The 25,791-nt window shown below is 28.6% G+C and carries 25 protein-coding genes; 21 read left to right on the forward strand and 4 right to left on the reverse strand.

What is annotated here, in order from left to right:
• The first annotated feature begins 232 nt into the window (after positions 1-232).
• The 3 genes from Q0Y03_RS00120 (at position 233) to Q0Y03_RS00130 (ending at position 1,569) form a co-directional block, all read left to right on the forward strand.
• Positions 233-628 carry a hypothetical protein gene (locus tag Q0Y03_RS00120; RefSeq protein ID WP_297711825.1) on the forward strand — a complete coding sequence of 132 codons (396 nt, stop codon included), beginning with the start codon at positions 233-235 and terminating at the stop codon, positions 626-628.
• 23 nt (positions 629-651) lie between these two features.
• On the forward strand, positions 652-951 hold the full coding sequence (locus Q0Y03_RS00125) for a hypothetical protein (protein ID WP_297711826.1): 300 nt from the start codon (positions 652-654) through the stop codon (positions 949-951).
• A gap of 108 nt (positions 952-1,059) precedes the next feature.
• Positions 1,060-1,569, forward strand: coding sequence for a hypothetical protein (locus Q0Y03_RS00130; RefSeq protein ID WP_297711827.1), 510 nt, complete (start codon positions 1,060-1,062; stop codon positions 1,567-1,569).
• Positions 1,570-1,709: 140 nt separating this feature from the next.
• Here the strand turns inward: Q0Y03_RS00130 and Q0Y03_RS00135 are convergent, their stop codons facing one another.
• Positions 1,710-2,627 carry a hypothetical protein gene (locus Q0Y03_RS00135; protein WP_297711829.1) on the reverse strand — a complete coding sequence of 306 codons (918 nt, stop codon included), beginning with the start codon at positions 2,625-2,627 and terminating at the stop codon, positions 1,710-1,712.
• Positions 2,628-2,703: 76 nt separating this feature from the next.
• Entirely contained in the window at positions 2,704-3,111 is a 408-nt protein-coding gene (locus Q0Y03_RS00140) for a Fur family transcriptional regulator (RefSeq protein WP_297711830.1), read from the reverse strand.
• Positions 3,112-3,333: 222 nt separating this feature from the next.
• Between Q0Y03_RS00140 and Q0Y03_RS00145 the strand changes: the two genes are divergently transcribed.
• Together Q0Y03_RS00145 and Q0Y03_RS00150 are read left to right on the forward strand one after the other, a co-directional pair.
• Positions 3,334-3,663: a hypothetical protein gene (locus tag Q0Y03_RS00145; RefSeq protein WP_297711831.1), complete on the forward strand. Its 330-nt coding sequence runs from the start codon at positions 3,334-3,336 to the stop codon at positions 3,661-3,663.
• 214 nt (positions 3,664-3,877) lie between these two features.
• The gene (locus tag Q0Y03_RS00150; RefSeq protein WP_297711832.1) at positions 3,878-4,102 is read left to right on the forward strand and encodes a hypothetical protein; all 225 of its coding nucleotides are present in this window, start codon (positions 3,878-3,880) and stop codon (positions 4,100-4,102) included.
• A 44-nt stretch (positions 4,103-4,146) separates the two neighbouring features.
• Here Q0Y03_RS00150 and Q0Y03_RS00155 read toward each other — a convergent pair whose 3' ends face one another.
• Positions 4,147-5,613: a nicotinate phosphoribosyltransferase gene (locus tag Q0Y03_RS00155; protein WP_297711833.1), complete on the reverse strand. Its 1,467-nt coding sequence runs from the start codon at positions 5,611-5,613 to the stop codon at positions 4,147-4,149.
• Between the two features lie 123 nt (positions 5,614-5,736).
• On the opposite strand from Q0Y03_RS00155, the gene Q0Y03_RS00160 reads away from it, so the two are divergent.
• The 5 genes from Q0Y03_RS00160 (at position 5,737) to Q0Y03_RS00180 (ending at position 12,271) form a co-directional block, all read left to right on the forward strand.
• Positions 5,737-7,731 carry an ATP-dependent helicase gene (locus Q0Y03_RS00160; RefSeq protein WP_297711834.1) on the forward strand — a complete coding sequence of 665 codons (1,995 nt, stop codon included), beginning with the start codon at positions 5,737-5,739 and terminating at the stop codon, positions 7,729-7,731.
• A 68-nt stretch (positions 7,732-7,799) separates the two neighbouring features.
• On the forward strand, positions 7,800-8,186 hold the full coding sequence (locus tag Q0Y03_RS00165; RefSeq protein ID WP_297711835.1) for a hypothetical protein: 387 nt from the start codon (positions 7,800-7,802) through the stop codon (positions 8,184-8,186).
• Between the two features lie 121 nt (positions 8,187-8,307).
• Positions 8,308-9,492: a M20 family metallopeptidase gene (locus Q0Y03_RS00170; protein ID WP_297711836.1), complete on the forward strand. Its 1,185-nt coding sequence runs from the start codon at positions 8,308-8,310 to the stop codon at positions 9,490-9,492.
• Positions 9,493-9,676: 184 nt separating this feature from the next.
• Positions 9,677-10,645 carry an RluA family pseudouridine synthase gene (locus Q0Y03_RS00175; RefSeq protein WP_133016508.1) on the forward strand — a complete coding sequence of 323 codons (969 nt, stop codon included), beginning with the start codon at positions 9,677-9,679 and terminating at the stop codon, positions 10,643-10,645.
• 21 nt (positions 10,646-10,666) lie between these two features.
• Positions 10,667-12,271 (forward strand): polysaccharide biosynthesis protein, encoded by a 1,605-nt coding sequence (locus Q0Y03_RS00180; RefSeq protein WP_297711837.1) that lies wholly within the window; start codon positions 10,667-10,669, stop codon positions 12,269-12,271.
• A gap of 61 nt (positions 12,272-12,332) precedes the next feature.
• Here Q0Y03_RS00180 and spoVB read toward each other — a convergent pair whose 3' ends face one another.
• Positions 12,333-13,832 carry a stage V sporulation protein B gene (gene spoVB / locus Q0Y03_RS00185; RefSeq protein WP_297711838.1) on the reverse strand — a complete coding sequence of 500 codons (1,500 nt, stop codon included), beginning with the start codon at positions 13,830-13,832 and terminating at the stop codon, positions 12,333-12,335.
• 196 nt (positions 13,833-14,028) lie between these two features.
• On the opposite strand from spoVB, the gene Q0Y03_RS00190 reads away from it, so the two are divergent.
• The 11 genes from Q0Y03_RS00190 (at position 14,029) to Q0Y03_RS00240 (ending at position 25,789) form a co-directional block, all read left to right on the forward strand.
• A complete protein-coding gene (locus tag Q0Y03_RS00190) occupies positions 14,029-15,309 on the forward strand; it encodes a hypothetical protein (protein WP_297711839.1) in 1,281 nt (426 codons plus the stop codon).
• Positions 15,310-15,520: 211 nt separating this feature from the next.
• Positions 15,521-16,018, forward strand: a complete 498-nt coding sequence (locus Q0Y03_RS00195) for a hypothetical protein (protein WP_297711840.1) — start codon at positions 15,521-15,523, stop codon at positions 16,016-16,018.
• A gap of 20 nt (positions 16,019-16,038) precedes the next feature.
• The gene (locus Q0Y03_RS00200; protein WP_297711842.1) at positions 16,039-17,715 is read left to right on the forward strand and encodes a B12-binding domain-containing radical SAM protein; all 1,677 of its coding nucleotides are present in this window, start codon (positions 16,039-16,041) and stop codon (positions 17,713-17,715) included.
• 197 nt (positions 17,716-17,912) lie between these two features.
• Positions 17,913-18,239 carry an ATP synthase archaeal subunit H gene (gene ahaH / locus Q0Y03_RS00205; RefSeq protein ID WP_297711843.1) on the forward strand — a complete coding sequence of 109 codons (327 nt, stop codon included), beginning with the start codon at positions 17,913-17,915 and terminating at the stop codon, positions 18,237-18,239.
• Positions 18,226-20,175, forward strand: coding sequence for a V-type ATP synthase subunit I (locus Q0Y03_RS00210; protein WP_297711844.1), 1,950 nt, complete (start codon positions 18,226-18,228; stop codon positions 20,173-20,175). The genes ahaH and Q0Y03_RS00210 overlap by 14 nt, the downstream gene beginning before the upstream one ends.
• Before the next feature lie 13 nt (positions 20,176-20,188).
• Positions 20,189-20,671: a V-type ATP synthase subunit K gene (locus Q0Y03_RS00215; protein ID WP_297711845.1), complete on the forward strand. Its 483-nt coding sequence runs from the start codon at positions 20,189-20,191 to the stop codon at positions 20,669-20,671.
• A 48-nt stretch (positions 20,672-20,719) separates the two neighbouring features.
• Positions 20,720-21,304: a V-type ATP synthase subunit E family protein gene (locus Q0Y03_RS00220; protein ID WP_297711846.1), complete on the forward strand. Its 585-nt coding sequence runs from the start codon at positions 20,720-20,722 to the stop codon at positions 21,302-21,304.
• A gap of 11 nt (positions 21,305-21,315) precedes the next feature.
• Positions 21,316-22,317: a V-type ATP synthase subunit C gene (locus Q0Y03_RS00225; RefSeq protein ID WP_297711847.1), complete on the forward strand. Its 1,002-nt coding sequence runs from the start codon at positions 21,316-21,318 to the stop codon at positions 22,315-22,317.
• A complete protein-coding gene (locus tag Q0Y03_RS00230) occupies positions 22,310-22,621 on the forward strand; it encodes a V-type ATP synthase subunit F (RefSeq protein WP_291678503.1) in 312 nt (103 codons plus the stop codon). The genes Q0Y03_RS00225 and Q0Y03_RS00230 overlap by 8 nt, the downstream gene beginning before the upstream one ends.
• Before the next feature lie 17 nt (positions 22,622-22,638).
• Complete coding sequence (locus tag Q0Y03_RS00235) at positions 22,639-24,414, forward strand: V-type ATP synthase subunit A (protein WP_297711849.1); 1,776 nt, start codon at positions 22,639-22,641, stop codon at positions 24,412-24,414.
• The gene (locus Q0Y03_RS00240; protein ID WP_294139246.1) at positions 24,407-25,789 is read left to right on the forward strand and encodes a V-type ATP synthase subunit B; all 1,383 of its coding nucleotides are present in this window, start codon (positions 24,407-24,409) and stop codon (positions 25,787-25,789) included. Before Q0Y03_RS00235 ends, Q0Y03_RS00240 begins: the two co-directional genes overlap by 8 nt.
• The last annotated feature ends 2 nt before the right edge of the window (positions 25,790-25,791 follow it).

Consider the following 25,791-nt stretch of genomic DNA (forward strand, 5'->3'; position numbering starts at 1 on the left):
ATAGCTACCCGAAGATGGGTGGCTATTTTATTTTGGCGGTATTTATCACATTTAATAGCGGTTTGGAATAATTAGTAGAGAGGGGAAAATATTAGGATGACATGAAAACTTAAAATTAGTAAATTTTAAGAAAAAATATCATTATAAAGATAAAAATAGTGTCAAATAATATTAAGAAGAATAGTATATAGTATAAAAACAAAAAAATCAAATTCTTAGGAGGAATGTTAATATGCCTAGTATGCAAGATATGATTGATGAACTAAATGACATTGAATGTCCAAGTTGTCCTCCAGTAGATCAATGCTGTAGTGGCTTTGGAAATTGTGGTAATTTTGGATGTGGTTTTGGAAGCTGGATCTGGATATTATTAATTTTATTCTATGCTGGACAAGGTGGAAATGCAGGGTATGGTGGAAATTCAGGATGCTGTTGTAACACAAATAGTAATTGCTGTTGTGGAAATACTGGAAACTATGGAAATGGTGGTTTATTTGGTGGATTAGGAAATTGTGGTGGAGGATATTTATTCTTACTAGTTATCCTATTCTTATGTAATGGTAGCTTCGGATGCGGTAATTTTGGAAACTGTGGAAATAATGTAGCATCTTGTGGTAACCTAATATAGTTTAGTAGGAAGGAGGAATAGTTATGTCAAAGAAAAAACACAATAAATGCTGTTGTGAAAAATGTTGTTGTGAACCTTGTTGCTGCAATAATAATGTAGCAAATAATGGTGGATGCTGTGGAAATATATTTGGTGGGTTAAACAATTGTGTAGCACCAATTATATTCTTATTAATTGCTTGTGGTTCAGGGCTTCTTAACAATAACTGCTCATATTTAATAATCTTATTATTCTTACTATGTGGTGGATCCTATGGTAGCCTATTTGGAGGAAATAATAGCGTAGGAAACAATTGCTGCTGTGAAAGTAACTGCTGCTGCTAGTTAAGAGGATGGAGGGTCTAACGACCCTCCAAAAAAATGTCTTAATTTATAAACATATATTATTTAATTACATATAATAGAGTAAAGAAATTAATTGGAGGAAGCTGTATGTCCAAGCGCAAGCATAAGAGAAGAAGTGATACTAGGCGTGAAGTTAGAAGTGAAAATGGAAATAATACAAATATGAATAATAATGCAAGTAATAATATGAATAATAGACAAACATATAATAATGGACTATTTGGGATAAATCCTAATCAATTATTAAGCAGTATGTTCGGAAATATAGATATGAATCAAATAAGTAGTTTGTTGCAATCTATGAATACACAAGGATTTGATTTTAATAACTTAAATTTAGGAAATTTAATGGGGAATATGAATCCTATGGGAACTTCGATAAATCAAAACAGTAATTGGAATAAAGAAGTTGATAATAAAGATGAAGAGCAAGAAGATAATAGTGTTGATGGTAGTATTTTTGAGGATAGTATTGATAGAAATGATGAAAATATGAAAATGTTAAAAGCTATTAGAAGTATTGTAGGTGGAGAAAGAGGAGAGTTTATAGATAAAATAATTCATATGTATAATGATGGAGCTTTTGATGAGCAATAATAAAAGATGAATAAAATTTTTAGAAATGTTAATACTATTATTGTACCGGAGAGTATTCTCCTATAGCTAATGAAGATTCATCTTCATTGGAGCTAAACCCCCCCATCCCCCTTTTAGGCCGCTTTTATAGCGGCCTTTTATTAATTCTTCATTATAGAAGATATTTTATATTTGTCTAGTTCTTCTAGATTTACTTTTACATATATAGTGAGTTCTTCAGGAGAATTATTTGAATCAATAAAATTAATTTTTTCAAATGAAAGCACCCAGTATATTGAGGTTGCCTTTCCTAAATTATCCCATGATATGTCATAGAAATAACCTTTTTGAAAAGAATAGCGATAAGTAGATTTATCTAAATTCCAAAGAATTCCTAGTTCTTCGGTTGGAATATATGAAGTAAATATATCAGGGGCATCATCTAGTTCATAATCAGCCTCAATAAGGTTAATAAGTGTTTGAATATTGCCTAATGATGGAATTGTTTGCTTACTAAAACTAATATCTTTTATTGAATTAGAATTTAATATATAGCTATTAGTACCTTTATCTCCAGCGCTTGAGTTAGTTGTAAACACTTTTGGGGTTCTAGCATTATTATAATCTAAGATTCCTAAAATATTACCTTGAGAAAAAAGAATTTCTTTAAAAGTATTATCTAGCCATTGGAATATATAAAAAGTTGGTTTATTATTTTTAAAACCACTAATAATTAATTCGGGAATTTTATTTCGATTTAAATCTATGTAGGAAATATTTATACTACAAGAGGAAGTTATATCTAGTAGTGAGTAATCAAATTCATTACTCTTTAATAATATTTCGCCAGTAGAATTTTTTATTTTTATTGAGTAGGTTGAATTAGTTGATATAATTGTTACTTTATCATTTTCACCATCACAATCAAAGTCATATTCGGGAATGTTTTCTAAAAGGTTATTGGATAAAGTTTCTGTATTTTGCAAATATGTATTAATTATAGTTATTATACTTATTAAAAAGAATATAATAATTAAAGTTATAAGAGTATTCTTTTTTTTATTTATAAAATTAAACATAGTATCACCTCAGTTAAGTATATGAAGATATAATATAATAAATACTTCCATAAAATAAAAAAGCCAGTAGAAAATTCTACTGACAATCTTTACATAGACCATAAAAGAAAAGTTTATTCCATTTAACTTTATATTGCGTATTTTCCTCAACCATTTTATTTAAAGGTGAAAAATCTACATCACATAAATCATCTACTTTACCACAGTTAATGCATCGTATATGACCATGTTCACTACAATTCCCATCATATCTAAAATTGCCTTCGCCAATATTAATTTCTTGTACAAGATCGATTTCTACTAAAGTTTTTAGAGTTTTATATACCGTTGCAAGACTCATAGTAGGGTAATTTGGTTGTAAAGCTTTATAAATAGTTTCGGCAGAAGGATGTTCACGAGTACTTTTTAGATATTGATAAACAGCTAATCTTTGAGGTGTTAATTTTAATTTCTTTTCTTTAAAGGTTAGAATTATATCTTCCATAAGAAGCACCTTCCTATATTTATTTGATAATATTATATTAAAAGTTATAATTATTTGTCAATAACATTTATTAATTAATAAATAAAATTCAGTAAAATATTATTGTAAAATTATAAAAATTATGATATTTTATAAGAAGAATGAGGAATAATAATTATGTATTATTATATTAATTACAAAAAATATAATTTGGAGTTAATATAAATATAAAGGAGGATTTATATGGCAAAGTATAAAGTTGGAGATGAGTTATTAATAATTAATGATCCAAATGCTGAAAATGAAAAATTAAAATCTTTAACTAAGTTAACACTAGATGGTGATTATGCTCAAATTTCTTGGGGGCTAAAAATAGTAAAGGTTGAATATGATAAGCCATATGTTACATTAACATATACAAATGTTGATGGAGAATTAAATAAAGTTTTTGCTGAATGTAGAGATATTGAAAACTTTGATCAACAAAAAGTTTTAGAAAAGGCATTATTAAAGGCATTCCAAAATGAAATAATAAAAATATCAGTTGTTAAAAATTCTGCTATTAAAAAATAAAATATATAGTTTTAAAATATCAATTTCTTTTATGAAGAAATTGATATTTTTTTATCAAAAAAATATAAAAATATTGATTTAATGAGAAAATATGTTATATTATAAATAAATAGTACAAGGTATTATGGAAAATGGAATAAAAGTTTATTTATGTATAAAAATAATATATAATAGACTCGTGATTTCGTTTACAAATAAAGTGGGGGTATGGGTTATGAGTAAATGTCCATTTTGGTCAAGTAAGAGAGAGAAGATAAGTTGTAGTAATGAATGTCCGATGAGTCCAGTTAAAAATAATAATGAAATTTGCCCTTTTGTTGAACATTTAGTAGGAGATAAGGTTATTTTTAAAGAGATTATTGATGATGACTTTATGTATTCAGAAGATAAGAGTTTGGAGTATATAATTCCAACATATGTAGGGTATAAGGATGAGTAAGTATAATAGTCACTGAAGCAAGGCGTCAGTGACTATTAAATTTTTTAGTGTTTTTTTTCCATTAAAAGTTCTTGTTTTAATTTCCAAAGCTTTGGTGAAAGATCCACATAATAAGTATGAGGATTTTCAAATCTTAAAACTTCAGGCCATAATTTAGAGATTTCTTGTTTAGAAAACTCCTTAATTTCTAATACTGAAGGTGAAAAATAAATTTGTTCACCTTTTTCGAAAATTTTAACTAATAATTCTTTTGTATAAAAATTATTTATTTTTTTTCTTTTCCATGTATGAATTGGATGGAAGATTTCAAGTTCAGATTTTTCATCTATTTGTTCATCATTTAAGGAAATAACATCAGCTATTGCGATATCAGTATTCCTATCAAATAATCTATATATTTTTTTGAAACCAGGATTAGTAATTTTTTCGCTATTTTCACTAATTTTAATTTTTGGAATTATTGTAGAGTCTTTTTCAACAGCTACAAGTTTATAAACACCACCAAATACAGGTTCAGATTTTGCAGTTATTAGTCTTTCACCAACACCAAATGCATCAATGCAAGCTCCTTGTGATAAGACATCTCTTATTATATGTTCATCTAAAGAGTTAGATACAATTATTTTACAGTCGCTATAACCAGCTTCATCAAGTATTTTTCTACATTTTTTAGTTAAATATGTTATATCTCCAGAATCAATTCTTATTCCTTTTGGTCTCTTACCTAGTGGTTTTAGAACTTTATCAAAAACTTTAATAGCGTTAGGCAAACCAGATTTAAGAACATTGTAAGTATCGATTAATAAAGAGCAATTGTCAGGATATGCTTGAGCCCAAGCTTCAAAAGCTTCATATTCAGTATCAAATAGTTGTACCCAACTATGAGCCATAGTCCCAACAGCAGGAACGTTAAAATATTTGTCTGCAATTGTACAAGCAGTAGAGTCACAACCACCTATTATAGAGGCTCTTGCACCATATATGGCACCATCATAACCTTGAGCACGTCTTGAACCAAATTCCATAACAGTTTTTCCATTAGCAGCTCTACAAATCCTATTTGCTTTAGTAGCTATTAATGTTTGGTGATTTATAGTTAAAAGTATCATTGTTTCAACAAATTGAGCTTGAACAACAGGCCCTCTAACTGTTACTAAAGGTTGATTTGGAAAAACAGGATTTCCTTCAGGAATAGCCCAAACATCACATTCAAACTTAAAGTTTCTTAAGTAATCTAAAAACTCTTTTGAAAAAATATTTTTTTCTTCTAAGTATTTAATATCACTTTTAGTAAATGATAAATTATTTAAATATTGAATAAGTTGATCAACTCCAGCCATGATACAGTATCCACCGCCATCAGGTACTCTTCTGAAGTACATATCAAAGTATGCTATTCTATCTTCTACTCCTTTATTAAAATATCCATTAGCCATTGTTAATTCATAAAAATCTACAAGCATTGTAAGATTTCTTTCGTTAGTAACGTCAAATCTCATTAAATTTTCCATTTTTATCTCCTTTATTGAAAAATACCTAAAGATATTGTACATCTATATATAAATTATTACAATATAGTTATTTATATTATAATTAAGTCAATAATTAAAGTATATTATATTTAAGGAGTATGTATGAAAGTAGCATTAGATAATTACCAAATCAAAGCAATTAATATTAAAGGTAAAAATACATTAGTAGTAGCTGCTCCAGGAAGTGGTAAAACAACAGTTATAATAAATAGAGTTAATCACCTTATTGAAGAAAGAAAAATTAAAGTTGGAAATATTATTGTTATAACATTCACTAGAGCAGCTGCTGAGAATATGAAATCAAGATATAAAAATATTTTTAAAAAAGATATAGCGCCTTTTTTTGGAACTTTCCATGGATTGTTTTATAAGATTTTACTTAGAGAAGGTTTTGATATAAAAATAATAGATGGTGGTAAGGGACATGGAATAGTAAAAAGTGTATTAGGAAAATATTTTGATGATGTAAATGATGATAAGGTTAGAGATGTTTTAAATAACATATCATTATTTAAAACATCATTAGGAGAATTAGAGGAATTTTCACCATCAATATCTATGGAAATTTTTAAGGAATGTTATGAGCAATATGAAAAGCATAAAGAAAAAGAAAAGCTTTGGGATTTTGATGATTTATCTGTAAGAGTATTATATCTATTTAAGAATAACTCTAATATATTAAATAAATATAGAAAATTATTTAAATATGTTTTAGTTGATGAATTTCAAGACTGTGACGACTTGCAAATAGCATTTTTAAAAATGATAAATGATGGAAATGAGTTGTTTGCTGTAGGAGATGAAGATCAATGTATATATTCATTTAGAGGGTCTAAGCCAGAATATATGGTAGAGTTTGATAAATCTTTTATTAATGGTCAAAAAGTATATTTGTCAACAAATTATAGAAGTAAAAAGAATATAATTAATATGTCTAAAAAGTTAATTTCTAATAATTTAGGTAGAAATAATAAAGAGATATTATCATTTGAGTCTGAAAAGGGAATTATAAGATTCATGAAACCCTATAATGAATTTTTGCAAGGTGAAGAAATTGCAAATATTATTAAATCCTTTATTGGTGAAGATTATAGTAATAATGCTATACTGTATAGAACTAATATGGAAGCAAGAAGTTTAATAGATACTTTTACAAGAAGAAAAATACCTTTTGTTTTACTAGATAAAGGATATAATTTTTTTGAGCATTTTATATGTAAAGACATAATAAACTATTTAATGCTATCAGTAGATCCATATAATAGAGAGGCTTTTAACTTTATAATAAATAAGCCATTTAGGTATATTAGTAAAAGTAATTTAAGTTATGTAGGAAATTATAAAGAGTATAAGAATGTATTTGATATTCTTATAGATAAAAGTGATACTGCGCCATTTCAAGCAAAAAAATTAGATGATTTAAAGAAGGATATTGCATATCTTAATAAGATTTCCTTAGGAAGTGCAGTACAATATATAATATCTTCTTTGGGGTATATTGATTATCTGAGAGAATATGCAAGTAAATTTAATCAGAATTTTAGTGACTTAGAAGATGTGTTAGAGGAGTTTAAAGGAGCCATAGAAGGGTTTAGAAATATATCAGAGTTTTTAACACATGTAGATAATGTTAAAGAAGAGATAGAGAAAAGTAAAGTGGTTCAAGATGGTGTAATTCTCAGTACTATACACGGTGTAAAGGGAATGGAATTTAAAAATGTATTTATTATTAATTGCGTAGAAGAAACAATTCCGCATAAATCATCAATAGAGGATAATTTAGAAGAGGAAAGAAGACTTTTCTATGTTGCAATTACAAGAGCTATTAGGAATCTTTATGTATTTTCACCTAAAACTATTAGAGGTAAGTTTAGTGATATATCTAGATTTGTTTTAGAAAGTGGATTAGAAGAAGAGAGTAATTCGGTGGATTATGGAATTAAAAATGGTGATGCTTTATATCACAGGCAGTATGGTGATGCAAAAGTAAAGTTAATAGAGGGAGATAAAATAACATTAGAGTTTAAAGATGATATAGATAGAAGTTTTTCTTTAAGGGTATTAATGGAGAATAACTTAATAATATTAATTAAGTAATATTAATTAATATTCTGCAAAAGGGTAATAATAAGTATATAAAATCTTTTGCAAAAGGTGGATTCGTTATGTGTAAGTATAGAAAATATATAAAGTTAATTTTATTTGTAATTATTACTACTATAAGCTTAAATAGTTTTACAGAGACAACATTAGCTTATTCACCAGAGGAAGGGAAAAAGTTAGAGATATTTATTGAAAAGAATGATGATTTAATTAGTGCGGATGAAAAGGAGAATTTAAATCAAATAATTTCAAAATTAAATAAATATATGGTGTTGTCTCAAGAAGAAAGAGAGTATATTCAAGAATGTGAGTTAAATGTAATAAGAAAAAAATTAGGAGATGCACAATTTGAGGAGTATAAAAAGCTTATAGAAAAAAGAGCATCAGGAGCAGAGTTTCAACAACCAGAAAGATTTAGATTGTATGAGTTGGAAAAAATGTTAAGATAAATAAAAAGAGATACATTATCAAATTAATTGAATAAAAAGCATGCATAATATATAATTAATATAAATAGGCTTATATTTTTTAATATAAGCCTGTAAATTTTTTTAGGAGAAGTTTTTATTTATGACAAATTTTAATATAGAAGCAAACCATATTAAAGATGAATTAATAGAAATAAGAAGGACTTTGCATCAATATCCAGAGCTAGGATTCGAAGAAACTAATACATCTAAATTTATAAAAGATTTTTTAAGAAAAGAAGGAATCCAGTTTAAAGAATTCGCTGGGACTGGTGTATGTGGAATAATAGAAGGAACTAAAGCCGGGGAAAATAAGAAAGTAATAGGCTTAAGGGCAGATATTGATGGATTACCAATGCAGGATAAAAAGTCTTGTAGTTATGCATCAAAGGTTAGTGGGAAAATGCATGCATGTGGACATGATGGACATACTACAATTTTATTAGGTGTAGCAAAGTTATTAAATAAAAATAAGGATAAATTCAATGGAACTATAAAGTTAATATTTGAACCAGCAGAGGAAACTACTGGTGGAGCAAAGGTAATGATAGAGGAAGGAGTTTTAACAAACCCCACTGTAGATGTTATGTGTGGATTACATGTTGAAGAAACATTAGATGCAGGGATGATAATGGTTAGAAGAGGAACAGTAAATGCAGCATCTAATCCTTTTAAGATTACAATAAAGGGTTCTGGGGGTCATGGAGCTTATCCTGATACAGCTGTTGATCCAATAGTTATGGCAAGTCATGTTGTTACTTCACTGCAAAGTATAGTTAGTAGAGAGATAAAGCCTGTTAATCCAGCAGTTGTAACAATTGGTAGCATACATGGTGGAACAGCACAAAATATAATACCTAATGAAGTAAAGTTAGGTGGAATAATAAGGACTATGACAAATGAAGATAGAGAATTTGCTAAATTAAGATTAAAGGAAATTGTCAATGGGGTATGTACAACTTTTAGGGGGATTGCAGAAATTGAAATAGAGGAATCATATCCTTGTTTATATAATGATGATGATATGGTGAAAATATTAGAGGATTCAGCTAAGAATATTATAGGAGCTGAAAATGTTAAAGTACAAAAGAACCCTAAATTAGGAGTAGAAAGTTTTGCTTACTTTGCAAATAAAGTACCATCAGTATTTTATTTCTTAGGAATTAGGAATGAAGAAAAAGGAATAATACATCCAGCACATAATAGTTTATTTGACATAGATGAAGATGCATTACCTATTGGAGTAGCAATTCAATGTGAAGTTGCCATGAATTATTTGACAACTTAGAAAAATAATATTAATCTAATAGAATGGAAATTTATATAATAAAAACGAATTTACAACTCTAATCGAATTAGAGAAGAGTTGTTTCATAAATGAATCTCCAAATCTTTGATTTGGCAAGATGAATTTACAACTCTGATTGAACAAAGAAGAGTTGTTTCATATACATAATATAGGAGTTGATTTTTTGAAAATTGAAATAGGAACAAATGAGGCAGGACAAAGACTAGATAAGTTTTTGAGAAAATATTTAAAAGATGTACCTTTAAGTGCCATATTCAAAGCGTTAAGAAAAGGTGATATAAGGGTAAATGGAGTAAAGAAAAAAGAAAATTATTCTCTAGAATTAGGGGATGTTATTGAAATAAGATATATTCAGAGTAAACAAGAGAAGAAAGAAGATTCATTTATAAAAGTAAATTATAGTGGACTTATGGTTACATATGAAGATGACAATATAGTAATTGTTGAAAAATGGCCTGGTGTTTTAGTTCATCCAGATCAAAAGGGTGCACAGGCATCACTTACTGATTATGTACTATCATATCTACATGGAAAAGGGGATTATTTACCAGAGAAAGAAAAGACATTTACACCAGCTCCATGTAATAGATTGGATAGAAATACATCAGGTGTTGTTATATTCGGAAAAAATTTCGAGTCATTAAGAACAATGAATGAGATGATAAGAGAAGGTAAGGTAAAGAAATATTACAATGCTTTAGTAAAAGGAAAAATAAAAGATGGAATATACAGAGGTTATATTTCAAAAAATGAAAATGAAAATATATCAAAAGTATATGATGAAAAGAAGCCTAATACAAAAGAAATTTCTATGGAAGTAAAAACAGTTCAAACTAATGGAGCATATTCATTACTTGAAATTGATTTGATTACAGGTAGAAGTCATCAAATTAGAGCCCATTTAAGTCATTTAGGAAATCCAATAATAGGTGATTTTAAATATGGAGATAGAAAGTTAAATTCATTCTTTGATAATAAGTTTGGATTAAATTATCAGTTCCTTTACGCATATAAGCTTATATTTAAGGGAGCAGATGGAAAGTTAGAATATTTGAAAAATAAGACAATAGCAGAATCACTTCCACCGATGTTTAAGAAGATAAAGAAGGATGTATTTAAATTTACTATATAAGAACGTATAAAGGGGAAAGTTATGGAAGAGAAGTCAGTGGGTCGTAGTTTTCTTATACTGTCTGTGGCAGGAATACTTGTTAAAATATTGTCAGCTGCATATATACCGTTATTAAATGCTATTATAGGGCAAGATGGAATTGGAATATATAATGCAAGTTATTCATATTTTGTTTTTATATTAGCTATTACAAGCTTAGGTGCACAACCAGCAGTTGCAAAGGTTGTATCAGAATTAAGAGCTCAAGGGCATCATGAAGATGCTCTAAGAGCTATGAAAGTTGCAAGAACATATTTAGCTATAATAGGTGCTATTATTACAATAGCTTTTATGGCTTTAGCTGAGGTTATAGCTTCAGGTACAGAGTGGTCAGAAGCAGCTTTATCATTAAGGTTTTTAGCTCCTACAGTATTTTTTAGCTGTATATTAGCAACATATAGGGGGTATATGCAAGGTACAGAAGATATGAAAACATTAGCGATATCTCAAGTGCTTGAGCAAATAGTTAATATAGTATTAAGTTTAATATTTGCATATGTATTTATTCAAATTAGCATTGAATGGGGCAGTGCAGGAGGAACAGTAGGAACTACAATAGGAGCAATTGCAGCCTTAATATTCATATTATTAATGTATGATAAACTTGACTATGAAGGCAAGGCTGAAATAGAAGATAAATCTGAAAAGCAAATAAGCAATAAAAAAATATTAAGGAAGCTTCTATTTTATGGTGTGCCAATAATAATGGTGGCTGGATTGCAAAATGCTGGAGGTCTAGTTGATGCTATAAATGTAAGATCTAGATTACTTGAAGCAGGTTTTTCAAATGCAGAATCAAGAAGGTTATATGGTGTATTGGGATATTATAATACATTATTGAATGTGCCTTTTGCACTAGTTACTGCATTGAGTGCTGCGGTATTTCCTAAGATAATACAAGCATATATACAAAAGAATAGAAAAGAATTAAAATCTCAAATGGCATATAGTTTTAAAATAACTTATTTAATAACTATACCAGCAGCAGTAGGGTTATCAATGCTAAGTAAAGATATATACATAATGCTATTTGATACAACAGATGGGTATGAATTGTTAAAGTATGGTTCGGTAGTATTAATATTTATGTCTATATCTGCAATTCAAAATATTATATTACAAGGTATTAATAAAGTATACTTAGTACTAAGCACAGCTTTATTAGGGATAATTATAAAGTTTGTTATTAATTATTTCTTAGTTGCTATTAAGGATATAAACATATTAGGGGCGATTTTTGCGAGCTTCTTTGCATTTTTACTTCCTGTTATTATAAATCATAACAGGCTAAGAAGAATATTTAAAATGAAAATTCCTATATTTAAATTAGCAATTATTCCTACTATATCTTCAGCACTTATGGCTTTGGGGATTTATGTTTGTAGAGTTCCAATTGATAGAATTATAAATATAATTGGAAGTGGAAGAATTATAACTTGTTTTGTTATATTAATTCTTATGGGAATTGGTGGAATTATATATTTATGTGCTTTAATTTTCCTTGGAGGTATAAATAAAAAAGATTTAGATATGATTTCACCTAGGATATTTACACTATTACCAAGATTATTAAGAAAAAATATGTAAAATATAATTATTAAAAAGCTCATTACCTATATTAGGATAATGAGCTTTTTTGTTAGAAATATTAGTCTTCATCTAATCCAAATCTGCTTAGGTATGCAAAAATAGCAAATGTTAAAGTTATTACAATTATATTCTTACTTAAAAATAAACCATCTAATAATCTAGTGGTAAATAATTTCAACATTAAATAAACTAATATTCCTGTAAGAGAGAAGATTACTATATTAAATATGGATAAATTTAATTCTATATGCTTCTTTACTTCATGTAGGTTTATTATTAATCCTAGACAAGAAGTAATGAATATTGTTATTACGTAAGAAAAAATATTTATACTAGGTATTCTAGTGAATAAGTAAAGGCAGAATATTTCAGTAAGAGAAATGATTATAGAGTTTCTTAAAATAATACTTTGCCTATTTAATCCATTTAAAATTCCAAACATTGTATTAGCTACAAAGAAAATAGGTGCAGATAAAGAAGAAAGCCTAATATATAAACCTAGATCATCTCTTTGGAAAAACATTTGCCCTAATGAATCAGGAACAAGTTGGCAAATAATAGTAGTAGCCATACCTAATAAAAATGCAACTTTTAAAATAGTCTTAATTCTTTGTGAAGCACTATAATATTCTCCAGAGCTTATACTTTGTGATAAATCTGGTACAAGTAATGTGTTTATTGAATTAACAACTATAAGCGGGAATGTTACTATAGTCAAAGCCATTCCATTAAATCTACCAATAAGATTTAATGCTGAACTATAATCAAGACCAGAAGCCACTAATTGTCTTGGGACGATTAATGTTGAAATAGTTGCAAATGTATTTCCTAAAAATCCGTTTAAACATAGGGGTAAATAAATTATCAATACGTTAAAAATAAGTTGAGCCCTGCTTTCTGGAATTTCGTTACTAGTAGGCATTCTTTTTTTTGTATATTTATAGTAACAAAATAGTAATATTAAACTTTGTAGTTCTCCTAATGCTAAAGATACATAAGCAAGTGTGATTAAAGATGATAATGATTGAGCTTTAAAAACATATATTAATAAAGCGATAGTTATTATTCTCATGGCTTTTTCGGATACATCAACAATTGCAGGAACAACAATTTTGGATGTTCCATAAAAGAAGCCTTTTAATATATTAGAAAGTGCAATAAATACCATTGCAGGACAGGTAACTTTAATGGCATTTAATGTTCTTATATCTTTTATACCATATTTACTTATGTATGGAGCGAGAAAAAAAACTAAAATGCCTATGACAATAGACCAAATTATGTTAAAGAAAGCAACTGAACGAATAGTTTTAAATAGATTATTATATTCCCCCTTTGATTGATATATTGCAGAGCGTTGAGATATAGCAGCTATAATACCTGCAGTCATTAAGCAAATAAATAGGTTGTATACAGGCATTACTAAACCATAAAGAGCAACTCCTTCAGGTCCAGCTAAATTATTTAAATACATAGAAAAAATGAATCCTAGTATTCCAGTTGTTATATTAGCCACAGTAAGAAAAAATGAATTTTTAAAAAATATATCCTTCTCCAAAGTTAATTAGCCCCCTTAAGTAAAGTTTGTAAGTCTACTTTTAAAATTAAATTTTTAGTTAAAAGCTTGTAGTTAATTACATTAATACTTATTCGGTAAAATTAGATAATATGATATTAAGTATTTATTATTTAATTATTAAGTAATATTTTGTTAGTGAGAAAATATAAATAAAAATATAAAGGGGGAAGGAGTAATGTGGAGATTTTTTAGGTTTTTAATATTTTCAATAATAATTGTTAGTTTATCATTTGGGATTTATAAATTTAGTAATAGATATGATTTAAAGCTTATATATGAGAATGTTGATTGGTCTATAAATACAAAAGGTTTAGGAGGAGCAGTTTCTTTTGATTTTGATAAAGAAAATAATTTATATATAGCATTTAAAAATACTATTAAGATGATTAATAAAGATAATAAAGAGGAAATTTTAGTATATGACAAGTCTTTAAATATATATGATATAGCTTGTTATAATAATAATATTATAATTGCAAGTGACAATAGAGTACTATTGTATGATGTAAATAAGGAAAAATATACAGAATTAATTGAAAATTTACCTAATAATGGATTGAATTGCGAAACAAATATTGTTTTGAATGGAGATTATTTGTATATAAGTATAGGCTCTAATACTAATTCTGGAGTTGTTGATGAAAATAATAAAAATGAGGATAAGGCGTCTTTTGAATGGGAGGCAACTGGCATAGGATACAATAATAATTATGCTTTTGTTCCATTTGGAGAAAAGGTTATAGAAGGTCAGAAAATTAAGGAAAATGTTTTAAGTAACGCAAGTATTTTAAGATATGATTTAAACAGTAATGAATTTATAACATATGCTACAGGAATTAGGAATGTTGAAGGATTAGCGATAAATAGTCTAGGGAAACTAACAGCTATAGTTGGAGGTATGGAAGATAGTGGATTAAGGGCTGTTAAAGATGATGCTGATTATATATATGATATAAAGGAAAAAGCTTGGTATGGTTGGCCAGATTTTAGTGGAGGAGATCCAATTACTTCTCCAAGATTTTCAGATGGAACTAATAAACTTTCTTTTGTTATAGCTAACCATCCAACTGAAGTTACTTTAGGTCCTAGATATCAGCATGATAAAGTAGCAGCCTTAAAAGGATTAACTATTGATTATGAAGGAAAATGTTTCCCTAAAGATACTGTAATATTTGCAGATAATGTAGATAACTATATATATGTTTTAACTGAAAATGATAGATCTAAAGCAATAGTAGCATTAGATAAAGAATGTTATATAGAGAAAATAAAGTACAATGATGCGAATATATACATATTAGATAGTAAGGGTGGGTGCTTGTATAAGATAGGTGGGCAGATAAATACAACTATATTTAATTTGCCGAATGTAATTTGGATATTTATTATAATTTTTTCAATGGCAATAATAATAGCTCTAATGTATAAGAGTAAAATCAAAAAAAGTAAACAATGATATTAAAAAATATTTTGAAAGTTATTTTCAAAATATTTTTTTGCATTAATATGACTAAATGAGGTAATATACATGGGGAAGAGTAAATACTATAAGACTTGAATACATAATAAAAAATATGATTTAATTTTAAATAAGTTACATAATTATATAAATATAATAGTAAAATTTATAAAGAATTAAAATTTTTTTATTTTAGGGAGTGGTATTTATGGGAAAAACAATTATATTAAACTTAAGCGATATAAAATTAACTGGAGACATATTAGATGTTGGGGAAAGCTATGGAGTAATATACAATATTTCAAAAGATGCCATAGATGAAGTTTCTGTAGATTTATTAGAAGGTTCAATTGATGAAAAAGCTACTAATGGAGGCTATGACACGTGTACAGTGTTTTTTTATTTAAGTAGCATATGGAGAGAGTCTAGTAAAGTTAATTTAATTAGAGAAGCGAGTAAGTTAGTTAAAGTTGGAGGAGAAATATATATATGGGACATAAATAAAGAAATTGGAGAAGTATCAAATAATAAAGTTATGGCAGTATTACCATCAGGTAAAACAAAAGAGTTTGAGTTTAAAAATTTAAACCCAATCTCTAAATCAAATATAGATGATACAAAAAGAATGTTGAGTGATATATATGATATAAAAGAAGAAAAAGTTTGGGAAGATATTTTTTTTGTAAAAGGTGAAAAAATAAAGTGAATAGACGAAGGGAAGAAAAAATGAAGGTATTATTAACAGCTATAAATTCAAAATTTGTTCATAGCAATTTAGCAGTTAGGTATTTAAAGGCATTTACGGAGGATATGAATTACGAATGTCAAATAAGAGAATTTTCAATAAATGATAGAGATGAAAAAATATTAGAAGAAATAATTAAAGAAAAGGCAGATGTAGTAGCATTTTCAACATATATTTGGAATATAGAAGTAGTTAAAAGATTATCGAATTTAATAAAGCTAATAGATGAAAATATAAAAATTGTTTATGGTGGTCCTGAAGTATCTTATGATAGTTTAAATATATTAAAAGAACTTTCAGGAGATTATGTAATTCAAGGAGAGGGAGAAAAAACTTATAGGGAGTTTGTAGAATATTTACTAGGAGAAAGAAGTATAACAGATATAAGAGGGTTATATTTTAAAGAAAATTATGAAGTTATTAGTAATGGTAATAGACCACTAATGAATATGGATGAAATAGTATTTCCCTATAAGGAAGATGAAAATTTAGATAATAAAATAGTTTATTATGAAGCATCTAGAGGGTGTCCTTTTAATTGTAAGTATTGTCTTTCTTCTACTACACATGGTGTAAGATTTTTAAATATAGAAAGAGTAAAAAAAGAATTACAATATTTTATAGAGAAAAAAGTTAGATTAGTTAAGTTTGTTGATAGAACATTTAATTGTAATTTTAAATTTTCTATGGCCATATGGGAGTTTTTAATCAATGCAGATACTAATACACAATTCCACTTTGAAATTTCTGCGGATATATTAAAACCACAAGAGTTAGAGTTGTTAAGAAAGGCTCCTAAAGATAGATTTCAATTTGAGGTAGGGGTACAAACAACTAATGATGAAGTGTTAAATAAGATAAACAGATTCGTTAATTTTAGTGATATAAAAGAAAAGGTAGTTGAATTACTGGAGATTAAAAATATTAAGCAACATTTAGACTTAATTGCAGGATTACCAGGAGAAGATATAATATCATTTAAAAAATCATTTAATGATGTCTATAGTATAGAACCAGAGGAAATTCAATTAGGATTTTTAAAGTTGCTTAGAGGATCTTCTATGAGAGAAGAGGCTGAAGAGTATGGAATGAAGTATTCACCATATCCTCCATATGAAATATTACAAACTAAAGATATATCCTATGATGAGCTTTTAATATTAAAAAAGGTAGAAAGTATGGTTGATAAATATTATAACTCTCAAAAATTTAACAACATAATAAAATTTTTAATAAATAGTTTTGAAACACCTTACGATTTTTATCTAGAGTTAGGAAATTATTTTGATAAAAAAGGATACTTTGATAGAAATATAGGAAATAGTGAGTATTATAGAGTATTTTTAGATTTTAATATGGATATAACAAAGTTAGATAGTGAAATATTACGAGACATAATAAAATATGATTATTTACTATTTAATAAAAGGAGGGGAATGCCTGAGTTTTTAGGAAAAGGATTAGAAAAGGGTGTTGAAAATGAAATTAAAGATATTCTTAGAGAAGAGTATTCCTTTAAAGATTATTATATTGAAAGTTTTAGTATAGATATAGATGAATTTATAAAAAATAATCTTATAAAGAAAGAAAAAGTATATTTCTTATGTTCATATGAAGGTGAAATGATCGATATAACTGAAAGATTAAAGAATAATTAACATTATAAAAATAAGTGAATTTTTAGTAAATAGATAATTATTTTAATATTAAAGTATTGTTTAGGAAATGTTAATAAAAAAAGTTGAAAAAATGTGAAAACAGTGTATAATTAAGAAAGAGATAAAAAGTAATTAATACTATATAAAGTATTAATATTTATATTATCCAGCTTGTATATAGTAAAGGTGGTGAGACTTTGGCATTAGAAGCAATTAATGAGATAAAGGAAGCTGAGAAAAAAGCTGAAACAATAATTTCAGATGCTAAGCAAAATGCAAAAGAAATTATTAGCAATGCGACTAAAGAAGCTGATATCAAATATGATGAAATAGTAAGTGAGGCTAAAACAAAGGCTAATAACTTATTAAATGCTGCTTTAGAAGAAGGAAATAGCAATGCAGAACCTATCTTAAAGATGGGAGATAAAGAGATAGAGTCTATAAGTAATATAGCTCAAGATTTAAAAGATAATGCTATTAATATAGTTGTTGAGAGGATAGTGAAGATTCATGGCAATAGTTAAGATGAACAAATTCACTTTGCTTACTTTTGAATCTAAAAAAGAACAACTTCTTCGTAGTCTACAAGGTTTCTCAAAAGTAGAGTTTATAAATTTGCAGGATGAAAACTTGTTAGAGAACAATGAAGAATTACAATCCCTTAATAAGGATGAAGTAGATTCAAATATTGCAAAGTATGAAGAAGATTTATCAAAGGCTAAAAGTACTCTAGACTTTTTAATTCACTATATGCCTAAAAAGTCAGGATTAAAAGCATTAGAGGATGACAAGGAAAACTTAACTATTGATGAGTTAGAAAAAGCAGTTGAAAATATTAACTGGAATGAGATTTATGCTAAAGTTAAGGAAAAGGAAGAGGAGCTCAATGGCATAGAAAGCAAGATTACTAAGCTAGAAGGTGAAATTGAAGTTTTAACTCCATGGCAAGCCTTAGATATTTCTTTTGAAGCTCTAAATGAGCTAAATATGGTATCGACTTTCGTTGGAAGTATTTCAAAGCAATATGAAGAACAACTTAATGAGAGTTTATATTCTGAATATGTTGAAATTATATCAAGAGGTAATAATGATATAAACATAGTAGTAGTGTCTTTAAGTGAAAGACATGACGAAGTATTAAATATTTTAAGAGGATTTGGATTTAGTTCCTTTAAATCAGAGTTTAGTGAAACACCACAAGTGGTTATAACAAATCATGCTCATGAAATAGAAGAATTAAAGTCTAAAATATTTTTTGTAAAAGAAGAAGTAGCTTCTTTTGAAGAAGAATACAAAAAAATGAAGTTAGTTTATGATTATCTTACAAATGCTGTTTTAAGATATAAGGCTTCAAATAACTTCTTAAGAACGACTAACACTGTTGCAATTCAAGGATGGTGTGAAGTAGAAAATAATGATAAGTTACAAAATATATGTAAAGAAGTTTTAAATGATGATTATTACATATCATTTGAAGATGTAAAAGAGGATGAAGTTGAGGAGGTTCCAGTTAAATTAAGAAATGGAATACTTAATAAAACATTCGAATCTGTTACAGAAATGTATAGTTTACCAAGATATAATGAAGTTGATCCAACTCCATTACTAGTACCATTTTACTTAATATTTTTTGGAATGATGGTTGCTGACGTTGGATATGGATTAGTAATGTTAATTTCTGCATTTTGCGCAATGAAATTCTTAAAATTAAATAAGAAAAATGAAGATTTTGCTAGATTCTTCTTATTTTTAAGTATACCAACAATTGCTATAGGATTAATTTATGGATCATTCTTTGGTGATGCCGTAAAAATACCTGGACTTATAAATCCAACTGAAGATGTTAATACTCTTTTAGTGGCTTCTATAGTATTTGGTGTTATCCAAATATTATTTGGTTTATGCATAAAAGCATATTCCCTTATTAAGTCAGGAAAACCAAAGGATGCATTTTATGATGTTGGTTCATGGTTAATAACATTAATATCAATTGGTGTATTGGCAGGTTGTATAAACTTAGGATGGCCATCAATAGTTAAATATATTGCAATAGCAGCAATGATATTTGGTATGCTTGTAATAGTATTAACTGGTGGTAGAGAAGAAAAGACAAAAGGAGCTCAAATTGGTCAAGGATTATATGCTTTATATGGAATAACAGGTTACATTGGTGACTTAGTTTCATATACAAGACTTATGGCATTAGGACTATCAGGTGGATGTATTGCAGGAGCGTTAAACTTATTAATGAAGTCATTAACTGGTCCGGCAATAGTATTATTACCATTTGTGTTCGTAGCAGCTCATGTGTTTAACTTATTATTAGGTTTATTAGGAGCATATGTTCATACAGCAAGATTACAATATGTAGAATATTTCTCAAAATTCTATGAAGGTGGAGGAAAAGCATTTACTCCATTTAAAGCATCAGAAAAATATATTAATTTAAAGGAAAATTAGGAGGATTTTAAAAATGAATACATGGATACAATTTTTTATGGAAAATAACGGTGGTTTAATGTTTGCAGCTTTAGGTGTTGCATTAGCAGTTGGTTTATCAGGGATAGGTTCAGCTAAGGGTGTTGGACTAGTAGGGGAAGCAGCTTCAGGATTAGTTACAGAAGAACCAGAAAAGTTCGGTAAAGCGTTAGTATTAGAATTATTACCAGGTACACAAGGTTTATACGGTTTCGTTGTTGGTTTCGTTGCTTACACTAAGATGTCTTCAGGAATGTCTTTAGAACAAGGTTTATACTTAATAGGTGCTTGTTTACCAATCGCTTTAGCAGGTTTATTCTCAGGTATAGCTCAAGGTAGAGTTGCTGCATCAGGTATTCAAATATTAGCTAAGAGACCAGAGCACAACACTAAAGGAATCATTTTAGCAGCAATGGTTGAAACTTATGCATTATTAGGATTCGTTATATCATTCATGCTAGTAAGTATGGCAATGTAATTAATACATGCAATAATATTAGCAACTTAAAGATTGGAGATATAAATTATGTCAAATGTAAAAAATATAACTTCTAAAATCCTTAAGGATGCAGAAGCTGGAAAGGAAAATATCTTAGCTACTGCTGCTGAAGAAAAAGATAAAATTATTTCTAAAAAAGTAAGCAGTGCCAATGAAATTGCTAAAGAAATTTTAGATAAAGCTGAAGTTGAAGCAAAATCTAAAAAAGAAAGAGTAATATCTAGTGCTAAATTAAAGGTTAGAAATAACAAATTAGCAGCTAAACAAGAAATTATTAACGAAGTTTTTGAAAAAAGCATAGATAAATTAACAGAGTTATCTAAGGAAGAGTTCTTAAACTTTGTAGAAAATACAATTTTATCAATGAATTTAAGTGGTAAGCAAACATTAGTTTTAAATGAACAAGGATTAAAGTTTGTAGATTCAGCGTTTATTGAAGAATTAAACAAGAAAGTAAATGCACAAATAACTTTAAGTGAAACTCCAGGTAAATTTAAAGGTGGTTTCATATTAGAAAATAATGGCATAGAAATAAATAGCACTTATGAAGCTTTAGTAAGCTCATTAAGAGATGAGTTAGAGTTTGAAGTGGCAAAGGTGTTATTTAATTAAGGAGGGGTAGTATGGATGTAATGCAATTTACTCAAGCTCTTTCAAGAATTTGGGTATTGGAAACAAGACTCCTTGATAAGGCCAAAGTAGAAAGAATGTTAGAAGCTAATTCTGCTGATGAGGTTTTAAAAATACTTGGGGAAACTGAGTATGCAAATATAATGGGCAATGTTAAAAGAGCTACTGATTATGAAGTAATTCTAAGTACTGAACTTAAAAGAGTTTATAAATTAGTTTATGAACTATGCCCAGTAAAAGAAATCGTAGATTTAATGAGCATTAAATATAAATACCATAATATTAAGGTTTTATTAAAAGGAAAGTTCTTAAATAAAGATTTTTCAAATATGCTAATAGATTTAGGAAAAGAAGATTTAAGTGATTTAAAGAGAAAGATTGATACAGATAATTTCAGAGATTTAAAAGGAAATGTTGAAAAAGCAGTTCTAGAAGTTATAGCTGATTTTGAAGTAAATAAGGATCCTCAAAAGATTGATATTATAGTAGATAGATATATGTTTAAAGAATTAGTAGAAATAAAGAAATTTTTAAATTATAAATTTACAGACAAACTTGTAAATGCAATTATCGATGCTACAAATATTAGAACTTTACTAAGAATTAAAAAGCAAGGTAAAGGAAGAGAATTTGCTTCAGAGGTATTAGTTAGCGGTGGCTCTATAAGCAAAGATACATTAGTATCTATATTAAATGAAACACCAGAAAATATTATTTCAAAATTAAGCACAAGTGTATATTCTGATTTAATAAAAGATGGTGTTGAAGGGTACATAGCTACAAATTCAGTAAATCTTTTAGAAAAATTAAGTGATAATTACATTATGGATCTTATGAAAACTGGTAAGCTAGTAACATTTGGACCTGAAAGAATTTTATCATACATTTATGCTAAGGAAACAGAAATTAAGATAATAAGAATTATTATGGTAGGTAAGCTTAATAATATTGCTGAGGAAGTAATAAGAGAAAGGCTGCGTGATATTTATGTATAAGAAAATTGGAGTAGTTGGTGATAAAGACTCAGTTTTAGCATTCAAAGCTATAGGGATAGATGTATTTCCAGTAGTAGAAGCTGATGAGGCTAGAATTGCTGTTGATAGAATGGCTATGAATGGATACGCAGTTATTTTTATAACAGAGCAAGTTGCAGCAACAATTGAAGAAACAATTGAGCGTTACAATAAGCAAATGCTTCCTGCTGTAATATTAATTCCAAGCAATCAAGGAACGTTAAATATAGGTTCAAAGAGAATAAGCGATAGTGTGGAAAAAGCTGTTGGTGTAAATATTTTATAGGAAGGCAGGTTAGAGAGTTGAAGACCGGAAAAATAATCAAGGTTGCAGGTCCTTTAGTTGTTGCTGAAGGAATGGACGAAGCAAATATTTATGATATGGTTAAGGTTGGAGAAAAGGGTCTTATCGGAGAAATCATTGAAATGAGAGGAGATAAGGCATCTATCCAAGTTTACGAAGAAACTACAGGAATAGGGCCAGGGGATCCAGTTGTTACAACTGGAGAACCTTTAAGTATCGAACTTGGGCCAGGACTTATAGAATCAATGTTTGATGGAATACAAAGACCATTAGATGCATTTGAAAAAGTAGCTCAATCACCATTCTTAACAAAAGGTGTATCAGTTACTTCATTAAATAGAGAAAGAGTTTGGACTTTTAACCCTACAGTTAAAGTTGGGGATAAAGTTGAAGCAGGTGATGTAATAGGAACAGTTCAAGAAACAGCAGTTGTATTACACAAAATAATGGTTCCATATGGAATTGAAGGGACTGTTAAAGAAATTAAATCAGGAGACTTTACAGTTGTAGATACAGTTTGTATTGTTGAAACTGCTAAAGGAGATAGAGAAGTTCAACTTATGCAAAAATGGCCTGCTAGAAAAGGTAGACCTTATGCACAAAAATTAAAACCAGAAGCACCTATGACTACAGGTCAAAGAGTTATAGATACATTCTTCCCAGTAGCTAAGGGTGGAGCTGCTGCTGTACCAGGTCCTTTCGGAGCAGGTAAAACAGTTGTTCAACATCAAATTGCAAAGTGGGGAGATGCTGAAATAGTTGTTTATGTTGGATGCGGTGAACGTGGTAACGAAATGACAGACGTTCTTAACGAGTTCCCAGAACTTAAGGATCCAAAAACTGGTGAATCATTAATGAAGAGAACAGTACTTATAGCTAATACTTCAAACATGCCAGTTGCAGCTAGAGAAGCTTGTATTTATACAGGTATAACAATAGCTGAATACTTTAGAGATATGGGATATTCAGTATCAATTATGGCTGATTCTACTTCAAGATGGGCTGAGGCATTAAGAGAGATGTCTGGTAGACTTGAGGAAATGCCAGGGGATGAAGGTTATCCAGCATACTTAGGTTCAAGACTTTCTGATTATTATGAAAGAGCTGGTAAAGTTGTTTGTTTAGGTAAAGATGGCAGACAAGGTGCTGTTACTGCAATCGGTGCGGTATCGCCTCCAGGGGGAGACCTTTCAGAACCAGTTACTCAATCAACTTTAAGAATAGTTAAAGTTTTCTGGGGATTAGATGCACAACTTGCATATAAGAGACACTTCCCAGCTATAAACTGGATTAATTCATATTCATTATATGCTGATACTGTAGATGGATATTTAAATAAAACAGTTGCTGAAGATTGGTCTACTTTAAGACAAGAAGCAATGGCTTTACTTCAAGAAGAATCAGGATTACAAGAAATCGTAAGCTTAGTTGGTATAGATGCATTATCAGAAAAAGATAGATTAAAATTAGAAGTTGCTAAGTCTATAAGAGAAGACTATTTACAACAAAATGGTTTCCATGAAATAGATACTTATACTTCATTAGATAAACAATATAAAATGTTAAAGCTTGTATTATTATTCAGAAAAGAAGCTGAAAGAGCTTTAGAAGCAGGAGTTTACCTAGATAAAATCTTAGAATTAGAAGTAAGAGATAAGATTGCAAGAAGTAAATATATCCATGAAGATGATATAGCTAAGATGGATGATATAGCTGCTGAATTAAGAGCTGACATTGATACTTTAATCAACGAAGGAGGGGTTCTTAATGCTTAAGGAGTACAGAACGGTTACAGAAGTTGTTGGTCCTTTAATGGTTGTTGAAGGAGTTAGCGGCGTTAAGTACGATGAACTAGTTGAAGTTGAAATACAAACTGGTGAATTAAGAAGAGGTAAGGTTCTTGAAGTTAATGGATCTAAGGCAATGGTTCAATTATTTGAAGGCTCTTCAGGAATTAACTTAAAAGGAACTAAGGCTAGATTTTTAGGAAAGCCACTTCAATTAGGCGTATCAGAAGATATGCTAGGAAGAGTATTTGATGGAATGGGTCATCCAATTGATAAAGGGCCAAAGATAATACCAGAAAAGCAATTAGATATTAACGGTGAGGCAATTAACCCAGTATCAAGAAATTTCCCATCAGAATTCATTCAAACAGGTATATCTGCAATTGATGGATTAAATACACTTGTTAGAGGACAAAAATTACCAGTTTTCTCTGGGTCAGGTCTTCCACATGCTCAATTAGCTGCACAAATAGCAAGACAAGCGACTGTTTTAAATTCAGATGCTAACTTTGCTGTTGTATTTGCTGCTATAGGTATTACTTTCGAAGAATCTCAATTCTTTGTTGATGAATTTAAGAAGACTGGAGCTATAGATAATGCTGTATTATTTATGAACCTTGCTTCTGACCCAGCTATTGAAAGAATAGCTACACCAAGAATGGCATTAACTGCTGCTGAATTCTTAGCATATGAAAAAGATATGCACGTTCTTGTTATTATGACTGATATTACTAACTATGCTGAAGCTTTAAGAGAAGTTTCTGCAGCTAGAAAGGAAGTTCCAGGTAGAAGAGGTTACCCAGGATACCTATATACTGACCTTTCTACATTATATGAAAGAGCAGGTAGAATTAACGGAAGAGGTGGATCTATCACTCAAATTCCAATATTAACAATGCCTGAAGATGATAAAACTCACCCAATTCCAGACTTAACTGGATATATTACAGAAGGACAAATAATTCTTTCAAGAGAATTATATAAGAAGGGAATTATGCCTCCAATAGATGTTTTACCATCACTTTCAAGACTTAAGGATAAGGGTATCGGTAAAGGAAAGACTAGAGAAGACCATGCTGATACAATGAATCAATTATTCTCAGCTTATGCTCAAGGTAAGCAAGCTAAAGAATTATCAGCAATCTTAGGTGAATCTGCATTATCAGAAACGGATAAGAAGTTTGCTAAATTTGCAGAAGCCTTCGAAGAGCAATATGTTTCTCAAGGCTTTGAAACAAATAGATCAATAGAAGAAACTTTAAATTTAGGTTGGAAATTACTTAAGATTCTTCCTAAGACTGAACTTAAGAGAATCAGAGATGAATATCTTGAAAAGTATATGCCAAAGGGAGATGAAGAGTAGAA

This window comes from Clostridium sp., from assembly GCF_026168755.1.
GTDB lineage: Bacteria > Bacillota > Clostridia > Clostridiales > Clostridiaceae > Clostridium.

Excerpts from the sequence above, each read along its gene's own strand:
- Q0Y03_RS00120 (WP_297711825.1), top strand. The coding sequence starts at position 233 with ATGCCTAGTATGCAAGATATGATTGATGAACTAAATGACATTGAATGT.
- Q0Y03_RS00125 (WP_297711826.1), top strand. The coding sequence starts at position 652 with ATGTCAAAGAAAAAACACAATAAATGCTGTTGTGAAAAATGTTGTTGT.
- Q0Y03_RS00130 (WP_297711827.1), top strand. The coding sequence starts at position 1,060 with ATGTCCAAGCGCAAGCATAAGAGAAGAAGTGATACTAGGCGTGAAGTT.
- Q0Y03_RS00135 (WP_297711829.1), bottom strand. The coding sequence starts at position 2,627 with ATGTTTAATTTTATAAATAAAAAAAAGAATACTCTTATAACTTTAATT.
- Q0Y03_RS00140 (WP_297711830.1), bottom strand. The coding sequence starts at position 3,111 with ATGGAAGATATAATTCTAACCTTTAAAGAAAAGAAATTAAAATTAACA.
- Q0Y03_RS00145 (WP_297711831.1), top strand. The coding sequence starts at position 3,334 with ATGGCAAAGTATAAAGTTGGAGATGAGTTATTAATAATTAATGATCCA.
- Q0Y03_RS00150 (WP_297711832.1), top strand. The coding sequence starts at position 3,878 with ATGAGTAAATGTCCATTTTGGTCAAGTAAGAGAGAGAAGATAAGTTGT.
- Q0Y03_RS00155 (WP_297711833.1), bottom strand. The coding sequence starts at position 5,613 with ATGGAAAATTTAATGAGATTTGACGTTACTAACGAAAGAAATCTTACA.
- Q0Y03_RS00160 (WP_297711834.1), top strand. The coding sequence starts at position 5,737 with ATGAAAGTAGCATTAGATAATTACCAAATCAAAGCAATTAATATTAAA.
- Q0Y03_RS00165 (WP_297711835.1), top strand. The coding sequence starts at position 7,800 with ATGTGTAAGTATAGAAAATATATAAAGTTAATTTTATTTGTAATTATT.
- Q0Y03_RS00170 (WP_297711836.1), top strand. The coding sequence starts at position 8,308 with ATGACAAATTTTAATATAGAAGCAAACCATATTAAAGATGAATTAATA.
- Q0Y03_RS00180 (WP_297711837.1), top strand. The coding sequence starts at position 10,667 with ATGGAAGAGAAGTCAGTGGGTCGTAGTTTTCTTATACTGTCTGTGGCA.
- Q0Y03_RS00190 (WP_297711839.1), top strand. The coding sequence starts at position 14,029 with ATGTGGAGATTTTTTAGGTTTTTAATATTTTCAATAATAATTGTTAGT.
- Q0Y03_RS00195 (WP_297711840.1), top strand. The coding sequence starts at position 15,521 with ATGGGAAAAACAATTATATTAAACTTAAGCGATATAAAATTAACTGGA.
- Q0Y03_RS00200 (WP_297711842.1), top strand. The coding sequence starts at position 16,039 with ATGAAGGTATTATTAACAGCTATAAATTCAAAATTTGTTCATAGCAAT.
- Q0Y03_RS00210 (WP_297711844.1), top strand. The coding sequence starts at position 18,226 with ATGGCAATAGTTAAGATGAACAAATTCACTTTGCTTACTTTTGAATCT.
- Q0Y03_RS00215 (WP_297711845.1), top strand. The coding sequence starts at position 20,189 with ATGAATACATGGATACAATTTTTTATGGAAAATAACGGTGGTTTAATG.
- Q0Y03_RS00220 (WP_297711846.1), top strand. The coding sequence starts at position 20,720 with ATGTCAAATGTAAAAAATATAACTTCTAAAATCCTTAAGGATGCAGAA.
- Q0Y03_RS00225 (WP_297711847.1), top strand. The coding sequence starts at position 21,316 with ATGGATGTAATGCAATTTACTCAAGCTCTTTCAAGAATTTGGGTATTG.
- Q0Y03_RS00230 (WP_291678503.1), top strand. The coding sequence starts at position 22,310 with ATGTATAAGAAAATTGGAGTAGTTGGTGATAAAGACTCAGTTTTAGCA.
- Q0Y03_RS00240 (WP_294139246.1), top strand. The coding sequence starts at position 24,407 with ATGCTTAAGGAGTACAGAACGGTTACAGAAGTTGTTGGTCCTTTAATG.